We start from the raw sequence: 16506 nt of genomic DNA, 5'->3' as shown, positions 1-16506 counted from the left end.
CCGGGTGTTCATCCTCGAGCTGACCTACACCGCCCCGCTGGAGCGCGTCGACGCCCTGCTGCCCGCCCACCTCTCCTGGCTGGAGCAGCACTACGCGAACGGGACCTTCCTGGCCTCCGGCCGCAAGGTCCCGCGCGACGGCGGCATCATCCTGGCCGTCGCCCCCGACCGCCCCGCCGTCGAGGCCCTCGCCGCCACCGACCCGTTCGTCCCGGCCGGGATCGCCGCCTACCGGATCACCGAGTTCGTCGCCACCACCACCGCCCCCGCCCTCGCCGCCCACCGCGAGACCCTGCCGGTCTGAGGGCGCCTCAGCTCCGGGCCGCCGACTGGGCGGCGAACGCGCCTGCCAGGACGAGTGCGCCGCCCGCCAGTTGCGGGGTGCCGAGGTGCTCGCCGAGCAGGATCCAGGCGAGCACGGTGGCCACCACCGCCTCCAGGTTGGCGACCACGCCCGCGACCGGCGGGGAGAGGTGCTGCACCGAGGCCACCCCGGTCAGGTAGGCCAGCACGGTGGCCACCAGCACCATCCACAGCGCCGGCAGGAGCGCGGGCACCTGGTGGCCGTTCATCGCCACCGAGCGCCCCAGCAGCGACCAGTCGGCGTCCCAGGGCAGGGTGAACGCGGTCAGCAGCACGGCGCCGATCAGCAGGCCGTACGCGGAGACCGCCAGCGGGTCGACCGGGCGCTCGCCCTGCCGGCCGGCGTCGGCGAGCACGAAGTAGCCGACCTGGCAGCAGGCCGCGCCGAGCGCGAACAGCACGCCCAGCGCGTCGAAGGACAGCCCGTTCCACACCTCGACCACGCAGGCCAGCCCCGCCACCGCGACGCCTGCCCCGGCCGTCGCCCGCCGGGAGACCGGCCGCCGCTGCACCAGCCGGACGTAGGCGATCAGCAGCGGCGGTCCCAGGTACTCGATCAGCAGCGCGACGCCCACCGGGATCCGCGAGATCGCCGCGAAGTAGCAGGCCTGCACGCCCGCGACGGCCAGCAGGCCGAAGCCGAGCAGCACCCCGGGCCGCCGCAGCACCGCGTCCCGGTGCCGCCACGCCACCGGCAGCAGCACCAGCGCCGCCCCGGTCACCCGCAGCCACACGGTGTGCGCGGAGGACAGCCCGGCCTCGATCAGCGGCTTGGCCGCCGTCCCCGACCCGCCGAACGCGACCGCCGACACCAGCGCCAGCCCCAGCCCCAGCGGAGCCGCCCGCCGGGCCGCCCGCCGGGTCGGACCCGGACCCGGACCCGGACGCGGGGCCGCGGCCGCAGCCGTGGCCGGGACGGGCGGGGGAGGGGCGTCGACGGGAACGGCGGAGGGGTCCGAGCTGCTGTGCATCGCCGCATTCTGCCAGCCCGGACCCCTCCGCCGTAAGGTGTTACCCCGCCGGTTGGTACTGATCGCCGAGCAGCCCGCCGGCCCCGCCCAGCCCCGGCGCGGTGCTGGCGGACGGGCTGCGACCGGCCCCGCCGCTCGGCCGGGCCGAGGGCGAACGGGTCGGCCGGAGGCCGTTCTCGCCGCCGTCCGGGCTCGCCCCGCTGCCGCCGCTGGGACGGGCCGACGGCGAGGCCGAGGGCCGGTCGTCACCCGCGGACGGCGAGGGCGTGCTGCTCGCGCTGTCCGCCGCGGACGGGCTCTGGCTCGGCGAGGCGGAGCCGCTCGGCGTGCCGGAGGGCGCGCTCGCGGCCGGGGCCCGGGTCGGCCCGGCGAAGTCGGTGACCGGCTGCCCGGCCAGCGCGGACTTCATGTACGCCGTCCAGATCTGCGCCGGGTACTTGCCGCCCGCCGCGCTGCCGGTGCCGCCCACGCCGTCCAGGCTGACCTGCTTGCCGGTGCCCGGCTCCTGCCCGAACAGGCCGACCACGGTCACCAGTTCGGGGGTGTACCCGGCGAACCAGACCGACCTGGAGTCATCGGTGGTGCCGGTCTTGCCCGCCACCGGGCGGTTCAGCGCGGCGGCCCGGTAGCCGGTGCCGCCCTGGTCGTCGACGACGCCCTGCAGGATCGAGGTGGTGGCCCGGGCCGCGTCCTTGGAGATCGCCTGGGCGGTCTTGTGCTCGGGCAGCACGACCTGCTCGCCGCCCGCCTCCAGGCCCTTCACCAGCCACGGGGTGATCTGCTGCCCGTCGTTGTCCAGGGTGGCGTACACCCCCGCCAGCTCCAGCGCGCTCGGGGTGGCCGCGCCCAGCGGGATCGACGGGACGGCACTGAGGCCCGGCGTGTCGGCGGGCAGGCCGAGCGCCACCGCGGTGGCGCGGACCCTCTCCAGCCCGGTGTCCTGCGCGAGCTGCGCGAACACCGAGTTCACCGACCAGTCGGTGGCCTGCTGCAGCGAGATCTGCCCGTACGAGTGCTCGCCCTCGTTCGGCGGCGCGTACGGGGTGCCCTTCGCGCCGCGCACCGGCCGCCGGTTGGTGCCGTCGTACACGGTGTCGGCGGTGATCCGCTCGCCGGACTGGGTGCGCGCCCCGGAGTCCAGGGCGGCCGCCAGCGCGATCGCCTTGAAGGTGGAGCCCGCCTGGTAGTCGGTGCGGGTGGCGTTGTCGATCCAGTGCTTGGTGGCGTCCGCGCCGCCGTACAGCGCCAGCACCTGCCCGCTCTTCGGGTCCACCGAGACCGCGCCGGCCTGGGCCGCCGCGTCGACCTTCCGGCTGTCCGGCTTGAGGTTGTCGGTCAGCTGGGTCTGCACCGCGTCCTGCAGCTGCTGCTGCTTCTTCGGGTCGACGGTCAGCGTGATGGTGTACCCGCCCTGGGCGAGCTGGGCGTCCGAGACGATGCCGTGGTCGGTCAGGTACGAGGTGGCCGCGGCCACCAGGTAGCCCGCCTGCCCGGACAGGCCCGGCGCCGACTTCGGGGCCAGCACCTCCGGGAACGCGGTGTGCTGCCGCTCCTCGGCGCCCAGCCACTTCTTCGCCACCATGCCGTCCAGCACGTAGTTCCAGCGCGCCGTCGCCTTCTGCTTGCCGGCCTCGCTGGCCGAGGAGACGTCGAAGGCGCTCGGCGCGTTCAGCAGCGTCGCCAGGTAGGCGCCCTGGGCGGCGGTCAGCCGGCTCGCGTCCACCCCGAAGTACGCCTGCGCGGCGGCCTGGATGCCGTACGCGCCGCGCCCGTAGTACGAGGTGTTCAGGTAGGAGGAGAGGATCTCGTCCTTGCTCTGGGTGGCGTCCACCTTGATGGCGATGAACACCTCCTTCACCTTGCGGCTGACGGTCTGCTTCTGGTTCAGGTACGCGTTCTTCACGTACTGCTGGGTGATCGTCGAGCCGCCCTGGGTGGAGCCGCCGGACGCGGTGTTGAACGCGGCCCGGGCCATGCCCTTGAGGTTGACCGCGCCCTCCGAGTAGAAGTTGCGGTCCTCGGCGGCCAGCGCGGCGTGCTGCGCCTCGGGGGAGACCTTGTCCAGCGAGACGTTCTGCCGGTTGGTCTGGCCGGTGCGGGCCAGCACCGAGCCGTCCGCGTACAGCCAGGTGTTGGACTGGGCGGTGGCGGCCGCGTGCGCGTCCGGCACCTTCACCAGGGCGATGCCCAGGGCGAACAGTCCGACCCCCAGCAGCACCGACGCCGCCAGGCCCAGCAGGGTGATCCGCCAGGTGGGTATCAGCCGGCGCCAGCCGGTCCGCTTCTTGCGCTCACGAGGCTTTCGAGGCAACGGAGACCTTCCCGCAGGCCCCGGACGGGCTGCTCGCTCGGGCGACGGCGTGAACCTCGCCAGCCTGACTGATCGACTTGTCAGATGTTAGGGACCTATGTCCCATTTCTCCTAAGACGATCTTTAAATCCCCCTTAGCTTCACATCCTCCCCCTTCTCAACGAGCGCGCCGCGCAAGGGACATGGCGGGAACGGCCGGAAAACGCCGAAGGCCCCTCGCTGAGAGCGAGGGGCCTTCGTGCTGTCGGTGCGCCGCCAGGGACTCGAACCCCGGACCCGCTGATTAAGAGTCAGCTGCTCTAACCAACTGAGCTAGCGGCGCGTGCTGACGTGGAGAACACTACACGCTCCCCGACCTGCGGTGAAACCCGGTTCCCGGGCGAGCCGGACCGGGCCCGGAAACGCCGAGCGGCCCGGAAGCGCCGAGAGCCTCCCCGGAGGGAGGCTCTCGTGCTGTCGGTGCGCCGCCAGGGACTCGAACCCCGGACCCGCTGATTAAGAGTCAGCTGCTCTAACCAACTGAGCTAGCGGCGCCTGCTGACCCGGAGAACACTACACGCCCCGGGCCGCCCGCCGAAATCGTGACACCCCGCTCACCTAGCGTGCTCAGCGCGGTGGCGGCAGCCGGCTCAGGAACACCTCGAACGCGGTCGGCTTCACCGCGTTCGCCCCGTCGAACGGGTAGTTCATCTCCTTGATGGCGATCAGCGACAGCGCGATCAGCCCGGCCAGGCTGAGCACCATCGCCAGGTGCGCCCAGGTGTTGGAGAGGCCGAACAGGAAGGTGAAGGCGATGGTGACCACCGCGCCGGCGATCAGCGCCGCCCACAGCAGCGGCGGCACGCAGTCCGCGATCAGGTTCAGCCGGGCCCGGCGCTTGCTGGCCAGCCCGTCCACGTGCTGGATCACGTTCTGGTAGATCGCCGACTGCTGGTCCCCCTGCGGGTCGAAGGAGAGCGCGGACTCCCGGATCCGGTACATCAGCGCCGTCGCCGCCGGGTCGCTGTGGTGGTCGTTCATCCGCCGCCACTCGGTGTCCACCACCGCGTGCGCGTAGCTGAGCGTCAGCCCCTCCAGCTCGGCCCCCGCGGGCAGCGGCATCTGCCGGGACATCCAGTACACCCCCGCCAGCTCGTCCGCCTCGTCGAAGGTGGTCGCCTTCGCCGTCGACGAGTTCTCCCACACCACGATCACCACGAACGCCACCAGCACCGCGTAGAACGCCCCGACCGCCGCGAAGATGAACCCCGCCACGTCGTTGCAGTTCTCCCGCGCCGGCACCGACGCGTACTTCTGCACCAGCAGCATCCCCGCCGCGGTCCCCGTCAGCGTGCCCACCATGATCATCACATCGACCCAGTTCACGCCGCCCCCACATCCCCTCGGTGCCCGATTGTGCGCATACGGCCATCACACCGCCCGCCCTCGCCCCCCAGCGACCCGAACTAGCCCGACCGGCCGCCGGACGCACCCCTGCCGGACGGCGGGCGGCGCTGTCGGGCAGCGCGGTGATCACGAGGAGTTCGGGTCCTGCGGAGCGCGGGGGCCGGCCCCGTGCTCCACCCTCGTCCTTGACCTTCCGCGTTGCCCGCGAAGCGCCCTCGTCGGCCGTCCATCCGCAGAGGAATCTATCGGTCGAATTCGGACAGACGGGACAATCAACGCAACACGCGCCGAAATGGACCGCGCTGTCACTCGGATCGCGCACTGCGGCGTCAACTCCGGGTGACGAGTAGTCAGATCGGGTGGAAATCGGTCAACCGGCGTGCCGCGCCCGGTGCGTGCGCCGCGCACGCCGGGCTGCCAGGATCTCCGGTGTCCAACTCCCCTGCCGCGCCCGCCCCCTGCCCGCGCGGCCCGCTGCGAAGGCAGAACCATGAGCACCGCCCCCGACCCCTACCGGCCGGTCCGCCGGATGCGGGCCCGCGACCGGCGCGAGTCGCACCGGGTCTCCACCCCGCTCGAGCTGTTCTTCGACCTGTGCTTCGTGGTCGCCATCGCCCAGGCCGGCCGGGAACTCGCCCACGCCCTGGCCGAGGGCCACTACGCCGCCGCCCTCACCGGCTACGCGATGGCCTTCTTCGCGGTGTGGTGGGCCTGGATGAACTTCACCTGGTTCGCCTCCGCGTACGACGTCGACGACGTGCCCTACCGGCTCACCACCCTGGTGCAGATCACCGGCGTGCTGGTGCTCGCGGCGGGCGTCCCGCGGATCTTCGAGGACCAGGACCTGGTGCTCGGCGTGGCCGGCTACGTGCTGATGCGCCTGGCCATGGTCACCCAGTGGCTGCGCGCGGCCCGCGGCGAGAGCGGCCCGGCCCGCACCTGCGCGCTGCGCTACGCGGTGGGGATCTCGGTCGTCCAGGTGTTCTGGGTGGTGCTGCTGTTCCTCCCGCACGGCACCCAGGGCCCGCTGTTCCCGCTCGGCGTGCTGGTCGAACTCGCCGTCCCGGTCTGGGCCGAGAAGGACAACCAGACGCCCTGGCACCGGCACCACATCGTGGAGCGCTACGGCCTGTTCACCATCATCGTGCTGGGCGAGACGGTCGCCGCCGCCACCGTCGCGGTCCAGGCCGCGCTGGACGAGCACCGGGCGGTCGCCGAACTGCTGCCGATCGCGGCCGGCGGCCTGCTGATCTGCTTCGGCGCCTGGTGGATCTACTTCGCCGACGACAGCCACGACCACCTGCGCGACAACCGGCAGGCGCTGCCCTGGGGCTACGGCCACTACCTGGTCTTCGCCTCGGCCGCCGCGGTCGGCGCCGGCCTGGAGGTCGCCGCCGGGCACGCGGTGGGCACCGCGCACCTCTCGGCCCGGGCCGCGAGCGCCGCCGTGACCGTCCCCACCGCGCTGTTCCTGGTCACCGTCTGGGCCCTGCACTCCCGCCACCACAAGCGCGGCGCCGCCCAGGCGATCCTGCCGCTGGCCGCGCTGTCGGTGCTGGCTGCGACGCTGGCGGGGGAGTCCGCGGTGCTGATCGCCGGGCTCCTGGTGGCGCTGGCCGTCGCCACCGGCCTGATCCTGTCCGCGAAACGGAGCTGACCGTGCGCCTCGAAGACCTCCCCTACGCCCACCTGCTGCAGCGCCACACCGGGCCGCTGCGCCCCGACGCCCGGTACGACACGGTGCACTTCGACGGCCTCGCGCTGACCGGGCAGTTCGGCGGCGCGCACTTCCTGGAGTGCGCGTTCACCGGGGTGCGGATCGAGGAGGCGAAGCTGCGCCGGGCCGGGTTCAACGAGGTGTGGGTGCAGGGCGGCCGGCTGGTCGGGGTCGACCTGGCGGAGAGCGAGTGGCAGGACGCCGAGGTCGACTCCACCGTGCTGGCGGGCATCTCCGGGTACGGCTCGGCCGTCCGCCGCACGGTGTTCCGCCAGTGCAAGCTGGAGGCGGTCAACCTGCGCGGCGCGGTGCTGCGCGACGTGGTCTTCGAGGACTGCCTGCTGCGGGACATCGACCTCGCCGAGGCCAAGCTGACCGACGTCTCCTTCCCCGGCAGCACCCTGGACGAGGTCCGCCTGCGCGGCGCGAGCCTGAAGAACACCGACCTGCGCACCGCCGCCCGCCTCGGCCTGCCCGACGGCCACCTCGGCCTGCGCGGCGCCGTCATCTCGACCACCCAACTGCTCGACCTCGCGCCGCAGTTCGCCCACGCCCTGGGCATCGCGGTGCAGGACTGAACCCGGCCGCCGCGAGCCGTCCGTCGAGGATTTCCCCCGGCTGTTCACCTCCTGTCCGCCGTTGCGGCCGTCGGTGAACAGTCCGCCAAACCTTCGTCCCGGCCGGTGACCCGAGGGCCCGTCCTGCGTGAGGATGCTCGGCGTTCGACACGAAGGTGTCTGGACAACACCAGCAGCCGAGGGGACGGGCGGGTCGAAGTGGCAGAGCTGAGTCGTAGGAAGTTCATCGCGTTGTCGGCGAGTGCGGCGGCCGGGGCGGCGGTCGCCGGCACCGCGGCGGGAGCCGGGGCGGCACCCGCGGCGGCGGCCGCGGCGGGGGCCACCGGCACCCTCGCGGACGCCCGGCACATCGTGGTCCTGATGCAGGAGAACCGCAGTTTCGACCACTACTTCGGCATGCTGAAGGGCGTGCGCGGCTTCGCCGACCGGGCGACGATCCAACTGTCCGGCGGCTACGGCGTCTTCAACCAGCCGAACCTGCTCGGCCGCCAGTACCCGTGGCAGTTCTCCGCGACCAAGCCGGCGGGCGGCGCGGACCCGGAGCGCCTGGCCCAGTGCAACGGGGACCTCGCGCACGGCTGGAGCGACCAGCACAAGGCGTGGAACGGCGGGAAGTTGGACTCCTGGGTGTCCGCCAAGGGCAACGTGCGCACCCTCGGCTACCTGACCCGGGCCGACATCCCGTTCCACTACGCGCTGGCCGACAACTGGACGGTCAACGACGCCTACCACTGCTCGGTGCTCTCCGCGACCGGCCCCAACCGCACCTACCACTGGTCCGGCCAGATCGACCCGGCCGGCACGGCCGGCGGCCCCGCGTACGACGGCGGCGACGAGTCGGGCCTGAAGTGGCAGACGTACGCGGAGGCCCTGGAGGCGGCCGGCGTCAGCTGGAAGGTCTACCAGAACGCCGCCGACAACTACGGCGACAACGCGCTCGCCTACTTCACCGCCTTCTCCTCCGCCCCCGCCGGCAGCGCGCTCGCCGCCAAGGGCATGGGCTCGGTCCCGAAGGCGACCGGGAAGACCCCGGACGACATCGTCGCCGCGATCAGGGCGGACGTGCTGGCCGGGACGCTGCCCCAGGTGTCCTGGATCGTGCCGGACCAGGCGTCCTCGGAGCACCCGTACGCCACCCCGGCCGACGGCGCGCACTTCGTGCACAACGTGCTGGACGCGCTGAACGCCGACCCGGCCGTGTTCGACTCCACGATCCTGTTCCTCAACTACGACGAGAACGACGGCTTCTTCGACCACGTCCCGCCGCCGGTCGCCCCGTCCGGTACGGCGGGCGAGTTCTACAACGGCACCAACATCGGCCTCGGCTTCCGCGTCCCGATGATCGCCGTCTCGCCGTGGAGCCGCGGCGGCTGGGTCTCCTCGGAGACCTCCGACCACACCTCGGTGCTGCGCTTCCTGGAGAAGTGGACCGCCGCCCTCGGCAAGCCCGCGACCTGCCCGAACATCTCGGCCTGGCGGCGGAAGGTCACCGGCGACCTGACCGGCATGTTCGACTTCGCCCACCCGGTGTACGGGATGCCCGCGCTGCCGGACACCTCGCAGACCATCGGCCTGGCCGCCTGCGGCCCGCTGCCCAACCCGGCCCCGGTGAACAACCAGCTGCCGGTGCAGGAGCCGGGCACCCGCCCGGCCCGCGCGCTGCCCTACCAGCCGGTGGCCAACCTGGACCGCCTGGAGTTCGGCTCCGGCGGCGTGATCAAGGTCTGGATCGCGATGTCCAACCAGGGCAGCGCGAGCAGCCACTTCGCCGCGTACGCCAACGCCTACCGCTCCGGCGGCCCGTGGCCGTACACCGTCGACCCGGCCGGCTCGACCAGCGACTTCTTCAACTGCGGCACCGGCTACGGCGCGGGCAAGTACGACCTGACGGTGGTCGGCCCCAACCGCTTCCTGCGCCGCTTCACCGGCGACGCCACCGCCGCCGGCAAGAACGCCGCCGCCACCGCCACGTACGCCCCCGCCCCGGACACCGGCAAGCTCGCCCTCTGGTTCGAACTCGCCAACACCGGCAGCACGGCGGTGACCTTCACCGTCACCTCCAACGCCTACCGCTCCGACGGCCCGTGGACGTACCAGGTCGCGGCCGGGGCGAGCACCCGCGACTACTTCAACGCCGTCGCCTACACCAACGGCTGGTACGACTTCACCGTGACGGTCAGCGGCGACGCCGGCTGGTCGCAGCGCTTCACCGGCCACCTGGAGACCGGCGCCCCCTCGATCTCCGGCTGACGCCCGGGGCGGGGCCGCCGCACCCGGACGCCCCGGTCCGGGTGCGGCCTCCCGGGGCCGGTGCGAGGGTGGACGGAGCCCGATGTCCGCGAAACCCCGAGGAGGAGACATGGGCCTGAGCGACCAGTTCAAGGACAAGGCGAAGGACCTCGCCGACCAGGCCAAGTCGGCGCTCGGCGACCACGGTTCCAAGGCCGAGGAGACCGAGCAGAAGGCCCGCGAGCAGGCCGAGGGCATGATGCCCGGCGGCCAGGAGTCCGCGGACGACCAGCAGCAGCAGGAGGGCGAGTCCTCCTGACCTGCCGACCGCGTGGGACGGGCCCGACCGGGTCCGTCCCACCGGCGTACCGTGGCAAGGGGGGACCGCCCACCCGAGGAGGAGACATGGGCATCTTCGACAGGTTCCGCCACAAGGCGGCGGCCCAGCCCCCCGCCGACTCGCCCGAACGGGCCGCCCTCGCCCACGACGAGGCCGCCGACGCCTTCGGGGACCGGGTCGAACGGGCCCGCGACGACGCCGAACGCCGGATCCGGCAGGAGCGCGAGGACCGCGAGGCCGCCGAGAACATGACCGCCGAGGGCGACCCCTGGAGCTGACCCGCGCGACACCCCCGGAGCGCCGGCCCCGTCACCGGGCGCCGGCGCTCCGCGCGCTGTGACACGGCGGTGACGGTAGGCATACGTCACACGGATGTCGGGCTGGAAGTATTCCTTCTGCGCGGGGGAGCGGGCCGAGAGGGAAACCGGCCCGCGGAGCGCGCAACCCACACCAGTCGCAGCACCCGTATCCCTTGGGGGGAAACCCATGAACACCCGCCGGTCCGTGTCGTCCGCCGCCGCTGCGACGAAGGTCGCCGCCGCCGCGGCGCTGGTCCTCGCCGCCACCGCCGTGGCCGGCGGCACCGCGTGGGCGACCGACCGACCGGTCGTCCCGTGCGCCGACGGGGCGGTCAAGCTGCCGGGCGAGAACGCCGTCGAGGGCGCGCCCGCGCACACCGGGACGGTGTCGCTCCAGGTCGGCGGCGACGCCGCGCCGACCGTCGCGGGGGACGTGGCCACCTACCGGCTGCGGATCACCGAGAGCAACCGGACCGGCGCCGGCTACCGGCACGTGACGGTGGTGCCGGTGCTGTTCACCCAGCTCGGCGTGATGAACACCGGCAACACCAAGGTCACCTGGGTGCACGGCGGCACCGAGACCGAACTGCCCACCCGGATGGGCTGCGACCCGTCGATCTGGGGCGCCTCGGGTGCGCTGGACCTGGCGCTGGCGGACGGGCAGACGGCCACCGTCGAGCTGAAGGTCACCACCTCCACCGAGGTGGCGCGCAAGGTCAAGGAGCTCTCGGTGTCGGCGCGCGGCGCGGCGGACGGCGACCGCTCCCTGGAGAGCAACCTGATCACGCTGCCCGGCGTCGCCCCGGCCTCCGAGCCCACCGCGATGCCCACCAAGAAGCCCACCGAGCCGACCGCGACCCCGACCAAGCCGGCCACTCCGACGCCGACCGCGACCCCGACGAAGGCGCCCGCCGCCTCGGCGACCCCGACCGCGACCGCCGCCACCCCGGCCCCCGCGGCCGCCTCCGCCGAACTCGCCTCCACCGGCGGCGGCAGCAACACCGGCCTGCTGGCCGCCGCCGCGGCCCTGCTGATCGCCGCGGGCGGCGCCGTCCTCTACACCCTGCGCCGCCGCACCCGCTGACCTTCCGCCACCCTCCGTACGGCCGGCCCCTTCCGAGGGGCCGGCCGTACGGCGTTCAGGGCCGCGGCGGCAGCGGAGGGCGGCGCAGGTCGGGGCGGGGGTGTCGGCGGGCGGGGGCGCGGCGGCGGGCGTCGCGCTGAGCAGGGTGAGGGCGAGGTCGACGGCGGCGGCGAGGTCGGTGTGCTCGCCGCGGGCCCAGTCGTGGGGGGTGCGGACGACCTCGATGTCGGGGTCGACGCCCCGGTTCTCGACCGAGAAGCCGATGCCGCCGGTGAACCAGCTGGCGTTCTTCGGCACGGAGATCTGGGTGCCGTCGCCGAGCGCGTGCCGCCCGGTCATGCCGACCACGCCGCCCCAGGTGCGGGTGCCGACCACCGGGCCGAGGGCGAGTGCCTTGATGGCGGTGATGATGACGTCGCCGTCGGAGCTGGTGGCGTGGTCGGCGAGGGCGACGACCGGGCCGCGCGGGGCGTCCCGGGGCCAGCGGACGGGCTGCCGGCCGCGGGTGAAGTCCCAGGCCAGGACCCGGCGGTGGAGCTTCTCCAGGACGAGTTCGGAGACGTTGCCGCCGGCGTTGCCGCGGACGTCCAGGACCAGGGCGGGGCGGGCGAGTTCGGAGCGCAGGTCGCGGTTGAACTGGGCCCAGCCGGAGCCGCCGAGGTCCGGGATGTGCAGGTAGCCGCACAGGCCGTCGCTGAACTCCCGGACCAGGTGCCGCCGCCTGGCCACCCAGTCCTGGTAGCGGATCGGCCGCTCGTCGGTGAGCGGGGTGACCGCGATCCGCCGGGTCCGCCCGTCGTGGCGGACGGTCAGTTCGACGGTGCTGCCGCCCGTCCCGGCCAGCAGCGGGGTCGGGCCGCGCACCGGGTCGGGCGGACGGCCGTCCACCGCGAGCAGTTCGTCGCCGTCGTGCAGGCCGTAACCGGCCAGCGGGGCGCGGGCCTTGGGGTCGGAGGACTCGCCGGGCAGGATCCGGTCGACCAGCCAGCGGCCGTCGACGTCGCGGTGCGCGTTGGCGCCGAGCAGGCCGAGCGGCTGCTGGGCGATGGCCGGGCCCTCGCCGCGCCGGGACGGGGTGACGTAGGCGTGCGAGGTGCCCAGTTCGCCGAGGAGTTCGCGCAGCAGGTCGGCGAAGTCGTCGGGGGAGGCGATCCGTTCCAGCAGCGGGGCGTACTGGTCGGTGAGCGCGGGCCAGTCGAGGCCGCACATCCCGGCGTCCCAGAACTGGTCGGCGACGATCCGGGCCGCCTCGGCGTAGGACTGCCGCCACTCGGCGGCCGGGTGCACGGTGTGGGTGATCCGGCGCAGGTCGACCGGGACGGGGGCGGTGGGCGCGGCCAGCGGGTACAGCTTGAGCGCGCCGGCCGAGAACACCGAGACGGCCGAGCCGTCCGCGGAGACCGCGAAGCCGTCCAACTGCTCGACCAGGGTGGTGCGGCGGCCCCGGGCCAGGTCGAAGTGCTCCAGGGCGGGGCGGCCGGAGGTGTCCTCGGGGTTGGCGAAGGTCTGGCCGAGCGCGCCGGAGATCGGCCAGCGCAGCCACACCACGCCGCCGCGGACCGCCGCCGTCGCCGAGTACTTGGAGGCGATCACCGGGAACGGGACGAGCCGCTTGCCCAGCCCCTCCTCGTCGACCCGCACGGTGCCGTCGCCGGTGGCCTCCTCCGGGTCGAGGCCGACCGGCGGGCGGCCCTCGGCGGGCGAGGCGAACGGGGACGGGGTGCCGGCGGCCAGCGGGACCAGGTAGGGGCGGCAGCCGAGCGGGAAGGACAGGTCGCCGGTGTGCACGTCGTGCACCGGGTCGAAGCCGCGCCAGGACAGGAACACCAGGAAGCGGCCGTCCCGGGTGAACACCGGGTGCTCGTCCTCGAACCGGCCGCCGGTGACGGCGACCTTGTGCTCGGGCCGGTCGGTGCGGGCCAGCCGGATCGCCCGCAGCGAGCGGCCCGCGACCGGCTCCGACCAGGCCAGCCACTGCGAGTCGGGGGAGAACGACGGGCTGGAGACCGGCCCGAACCGGGACGCGGCGACCTCGGCGACCGCGCCGTCCGCGGTGTCCACCAGCAGCAGCCGCCCGTCCGAGCAGGCCACCGCGAGGCGCCCGCCGTCGGGGGCGGCGGCCAGCTCCTGGACCCGGCCGATCCGGCCGCCGGCGATCCGCCGGTGCGGGGGGTGCTCGTCGGCGGCGTCCTTGCCCGGCAGCGCCGCCAGCTCGATCGCGTCCTCGCCGTCCGCGTCGGTCACCCAGGCCGCCTGGTTGCCGTAGCCGAGCACCAGCGGCAGCCGGCAGCGCACGCCCGGGGTGTCGGCCAGCACCCGGGCCGGGCCGTCGCGGTGGGTCAGCCAGTACAGCGAGCCGCGGACGTTGATCACCCCGGCCCGGCCGGTGGCGTCGCAGGCCAGGTCCTTGACGTTGTTGGCGGCGCTGACCTGGTACGGCCGCCGCCCGGCCCGCGCCCCGCCCAGCGGCACCTCCAGCCGGCGCGGGGCGGGGGCGTCCAGCGAGTCCAGCAGCCAGACGTCCCCGGCGTGCTGGTAGACCACCCGGACGCCGTCGGTGGCGGCCTCCCGGGCGTAGTACGAGGCGTGGTCGGTGTGCCGGCGCAGGCCGGTGCCGTCCGGGCGGACCGAGTACAGGTTGCCGACGCCCTCGTGGTCGGAGAGGAACGCGATCCGGGTGCCGTCGGCGGCGGCCACCGGCATCGGCGAGGCCAGGTGCCCGGGCAGGCCGGGCAGCAGCAGGTCGTGGTCGACCCAGAGCCGGCCGGTCGCGCCGCCCCGGTAGCGCTTCCAGAACGCGGGCTCGTGCGGCGCCGCGTCGGTCAGCAGCACCGTGTGCCCCTCGCCGACCTGGGCGTCCGCGACCGGCCCCCACGGCATCCGCCGCCCCGGCGCGCCGTCCGGCGACAGCTCCCACGCCCAGGCGTAGTGCGCGAACGGCTCGTGGTACGAGGTCACCGCCAGCACCTCGCCGTTCGGCAGCCAGCCGCGCACCCGGGTGTCCTGGCTGCCCCAGTACGTCAGCCGCACCGCCGCCCCGCCGTCCACCGGCGCGGTGAACACCTCCGGCACCAGCGCCGACCAGCTCGTCCAGGCCAGCACCGCGCCGTCCGGCGACAGCCGGGGGTGGCTGACCCTGGTCCGGTCCGCGCTCACCCGCCAGGCCCGGCCCACCGTCCCGTCCGCCGCCAGCGGCGCGACCCAGACGTCGTCCTCCGCGGTGAAGGCGAGCAGCCCACCGCGCACATGGGGGTACCGCAGGTATCCGGACACCCCTCCATGGTTCGATCGGCGGCCGGGGCCCGCAAACGCGGTCGGTCCGGGCGGGCCGCCGGAGGGCCGCCGGGGCGGCTGACGCGGGGTCAGTGAACCGGGTCCGCCGGTCCATTGACAGGGGACGGCCGCAGCCGCTTCAGTGGTCTAGTCCAACTCCCTGGGTGGGTGCCGGTGCGGCGGCACGCCCCGGTCGGGAACCCCACAGCCCGGCGGACGGAGGAGGGCGTCCCCCACACAGAGGCAGGAGCATCCCCACATGCACACTCCCCGCAGGAAGCGGCTGCTCGCCGCCGGAACGGCCTGGGCGGTGGCGGCCACCGGCGCCGTCGCGCTCAGCTTCGGCCTGGCCGGGTCGGCCTCGGCCGGAGAATTCCTGGTCAACGGCGGTTTCGAGACCAATGCACTGAGCCCCTGGACCTGTAGCGGCTCGACCGGCTCGGTGGTCACCGGCCACGCCCACGGCGGCACCTACGCGCTCGCGGGCGCGGCCTCCGCGTCCGACACCGCGCAGTGCGCCCAGACCGTCGCGGTCGCCCCCAGCACCACGTACACGCTCAGCGCGTACGTCAACGGCGCCTACGTCTACCTCGGCGTGGACGGCGGCGCCTCGACCTGGACGCCGAGCACCGGCGGCGGCTACCAGAAGCTCTCGGTCAGCTTCACCACCTCCGCGACCCAGACCTCCGCCACCGTGTTCACCCACGGCTGGTACGGGCAGGGCACCTACTACGCGGACGACGTCTCGCTGGACGGCCCCGGCGCGCCCGCCTCGCCCTCCGCCAGCGCGAGCCCCTCCACGCCGGCCAGCCCCAGCCCGTCCGCCTCGGCCTCGGCCAGCAGCAGCCCGTCGACCAGCGCCTCGCCGTCGACCTCGGCCAGCCCGTCGAGCAGCCCGTCCACCTCGGTGCCGCCCACCAGCCCGCCGCCCGCGGGCGGCCACGCCCTGGTCGGCTACCTGCACGCCAGCTTCGCCAACGGCGCCGGGTACATGAAGATGTCCGACGTCCCCGACAGCTGGGACATCATCGACCTGGCCTTCGGCGAGCCGGACTCCATCACCGGCGGCACCATCCACTTCAACCGCTGCCCGGTCACCGAGTGCCCCGGCGTCGAGTCCGACGCCGACTTCAAGGCGGCCATCGCCGCCAAGCAGGCCAAGGGCAAGAAGGTCCTGCTGTCGATCGGCGGCCAGAACGGCGAGGTGCAGCTCACCACCACCGCCGCCCGCGACAACTTCGTCAACTCGGTCTCCGCGATCATCGACAAGTGGGGCCTGGACGGCCTCGACATCGACTTCGAGGGCCACTCGCTGTCGCTCAACACCGGCGACAACGACTTCAAGAACCCCACCACCCCGGTGATCACCAACCTGATCTCCGCGGTCAAGACCCTCAAGGCCAAGTACGGCGCGAAGTTCCAGCTCACCATGGCGCCGGAGACCTTCTTCGTCCAGCTCGGCTACCAGTACTACGGTTCGGGCCCCTGGGGCGGCCAGGACCCGCGGGCCGGCGCCTTCCTGCCGGTCATCTACGCCCTGCGCGACGACCTGACGCTGCTGCACGTCCAGGACTACAACTCGGGCTCGATCATGGGCCTCGACAACCAGTACCACAACATGGGCGGCGCGGACTTCCACATCGCCATGACCGACATGCTGCTCAGCGGCTTCCCGGTGGCCGGCAACACCAACAACGTGTTCCCGGCGCTCAAGCCCTCGCAGGTCGCCATCGGCATGCCCGCCAACACCTACGCCGGCAACGGCTACGTCGCCCCGGCCGTGGTCAACCAGGCGCTGGACTGCCTCACCAAGGGCACCAGCTGCGGCTCCTACACCCCGCGGGCCGGCAAGCAGCCGAACCTGCGCGGCCTGATGACCTGGTCGATCAACTGGGACAGCTACAACGGCAACGAGTTCTCGAAGAACTTCCACAGCTACTTCGGCTGAGACCCGG

General features: G+C 73.6%; 11 protein-coding genes, 2 tRNA genes and 1 pseudogene. 8 read left to right on the top strand and 6 right to left on the bottom strand.

Translation table 11 applies throughout. The annotated features are described in order from the left end of the window. Nucleotides 1-4 precede the first annotated feature (4 nt). Nucleotides 5-304: a YciI family protein gene (locus OU787_RS10550; RefSeq protein WP_030459831.1), complete on the top strand. Its 300-nt coding sequence runs from the start codon at nt 5-7 to the stop codon at nt 302-304. Between the two features lie 7 nt (nt 305-311). Here the strand turns inward: OU787_RS10550 and OU787_RS10545 are convergent, their stop codons facing one another. The 5 genes from OU787_RS10545 to OU787_RS10525 form a co-directional block, all read right to left on the bottom strand. Beyond that, nucleotides 312-1334, bottom strand: coding sequence for an EamA family transporter (locus OU787_RS10545; protein WP_030459830.1), 1023 nt, complete (start codon nt 1332-1334; stop codon nt 312-314). Nucleotides 1335-1374: 40 nt separating this feature from the next. Further along, nucleotides 1375-3645, bottom strand: coding sequence for a transglycosylase domain-containing protein (locus OU787_RS10540; protein WP_268659186.1), 2271 nt, complete (start codon nt 3643-3645; stop codon nt 1375-1377). Between the two features lie 248 nt (nt 3646-3893). Then, nucleotides 3894-3967: transfer RNA gene (locus tag OU787_RS10535), tRNA-Lys, on the bottom strand. 138 nt (nt 3968-4105) lie between these two features. Further along, nucleotides 4106-4179, bottom strand: a tRNA-Lys gene (locus tag OU787_RS10530). A gap of 72 nt (nt 4180-4251) precedes the next feature. Further along, nucleotides 4252-5010 (bottom strand): bestrophin-like domain, encoded by a 759-nt coding sequence (locus OU787_RS10525; RefSeq protein ID WP_268659185.1) that lies wholly within the window; start codon nt 5008-5010, stop codon nt 4252-4254. Between the two features lie 511 nt (nt 5011-5521). Between OU787_RS10525 and OU787_RS10520 the strand changes: the two genes are divergently transcribed. The 6 genes from OU787_RS10520 (at nt 5522) to OU787_RS10495 (ending at nt 11278) form a co-directional block, all read left to right on the top strand. Next, nucleotides 5522-6688 carry a low temperature requirement protein A gene (locus OU787_RS10520; RefSeq protein WP_051816874.1) on the top strand — a complete coding sequence of 389 codons (1167 nt, stop codon included), beginning with the start codon at nt 5522-5524 and terminating at the stop codon, nt 6686-6688. A gap of 2 nt (nt 6689-6690) precedes the next feature. Then, on the top strand, nt 6691-7326 hold the full coding sequence (locus tag OU787_RS10515) for a pentapeptide repeat-containing protein (protein ID WP_268659184.1): 636 nt from the start codon (nt 6691-6693) through the stop codon (nt 7324-7326). 198 nt (nt 7327-7524) lie between these two features. After that, entirely contained in the window at nt 7525-9576 is a 2052-nt protein-coding gene (locus tag OU787_RS10510) for a phosphocholine-specific phospholipase C (protein ID WP_268659183.1), read from the top strand. A 109-nt stretch (nt 9577-9685) separates the two neighbouring features. Further along, the gene (locus OU787_RS10505; protein WP_030459824.1) at nt 9686-9874 is read left to right on the top strand and encodes a hypothetical protein; all 189 of its coding nucleotides are present in this window, start codon (nt 9686-9688) and stop codon (nt 9872-9874) included. An 86-nt stretch (nt 9875-9960) separates the two neighbouring features. Beyond that, nucleotides 9961-10173 (top strand): hypothetical protein, encoded by a 213-nt coding sequence (locus OU787_RS10500; protein WP_030459823.1) that lies wholly within the window; start codon nt 9961-9963, stop codon nt 10171-10173. Nucleotides 10174-10267: 94 nt separating this feature from the next. Further along, the gene (locus tag OU787_RS10495) at nt 10268-11278 is read left to right on the top strand and encodes an LAETG motif-containing sortase-dependent surface protein (RefSeq protein ID WP_442788450.1); all 1011 of its coding nucleotides are present in this window, start codon (nt 10268-10270) and stop codon (nt 11276-11278) included. 55 nt (nt 11279-11333) lie between these two features. Here OU787_RS10495 and OU787_RS10490 read toward each other — a convergent pair. Beyond that, nucleotides 11334-14524: pseudogene (locus OU787_RS10490) on the bottom strand (S41 family peptidase). Between the two features lie 286 nt (nt 14525-14810). Between OU787_RS10490 and OU787_RS10485 the strand changes: the two are divergent. Further along, a complete protein-coding gene (locus tag OU787_RS10485) occupies nt 14811-16499 on the top strand; it encodes a chitinase (protein WP_030459820.1) in 1689 nt (562 codons plus the stop codon). Nucleotides 16500-16506 lie beyond the last annotated feature (7 nt).

Origin of the sequence: Kitasatospora sp. YST-16 (genome assembly GCF_026802215.1) — a bacterium.
Taxonomy (GTDB): Bacteria; Actinomycetota; Actinomycetes; order Streptomycetales; family Streptomycetaceae; genus Kitasatospora; species Kitasatospora cineracea.
Note: the sequence above shows the minus strand (reverse complement) of the source record. Positions and strands in the feature narration are given on the sequence as shown.

Bases quoted from the DNA above. Each gene is read 5' to 3' on its own strand.
- OU787_RS10520 (WP_051816874.1), top strand. From the start codon at position 5,522: ATGAGCACCGCCCCCGACCCCTACCGGCCGGTCCGCCGGATGCGGGCC.
- OU787_RS10545 (WP_030459830.1), bottom strand. From the start codon at position 1,334: ATGCACAGCAGCTCGGACCCCTCCGCCGTTCCCGTCGACGCCCCTCCC.
- OU787_RS10500 (WP_030459823.1), top strand. From the start codon at position 9,961: ATGGGCATCTTCGACAGGTTCCGCCACAAGGCGGCGGCCCAGCCCCCC.
- OU787_RS10485 (WP_030459820.1), top strand. From the start codon at position 14,811: ATGCACACTCCCCGCAGGAAGCGGCTGCTCGCCGCCGGAACGGCCTGG.
- OU787_RS10495 (WP_442788450.1), top strand. From the start codon at position 10,268: ATGTCGGGCTGGAAGTATTCCTTCTGCGCGGGGGAGCGGGCCGAGAGG.
- OU787_RS10505 (WP_030459824.1), top strand. From the start codon at position 9,686: ATGGGCCTGAGCGACCAGTTCAAGGACAAGGCGAAGGACCTCGCCGAC.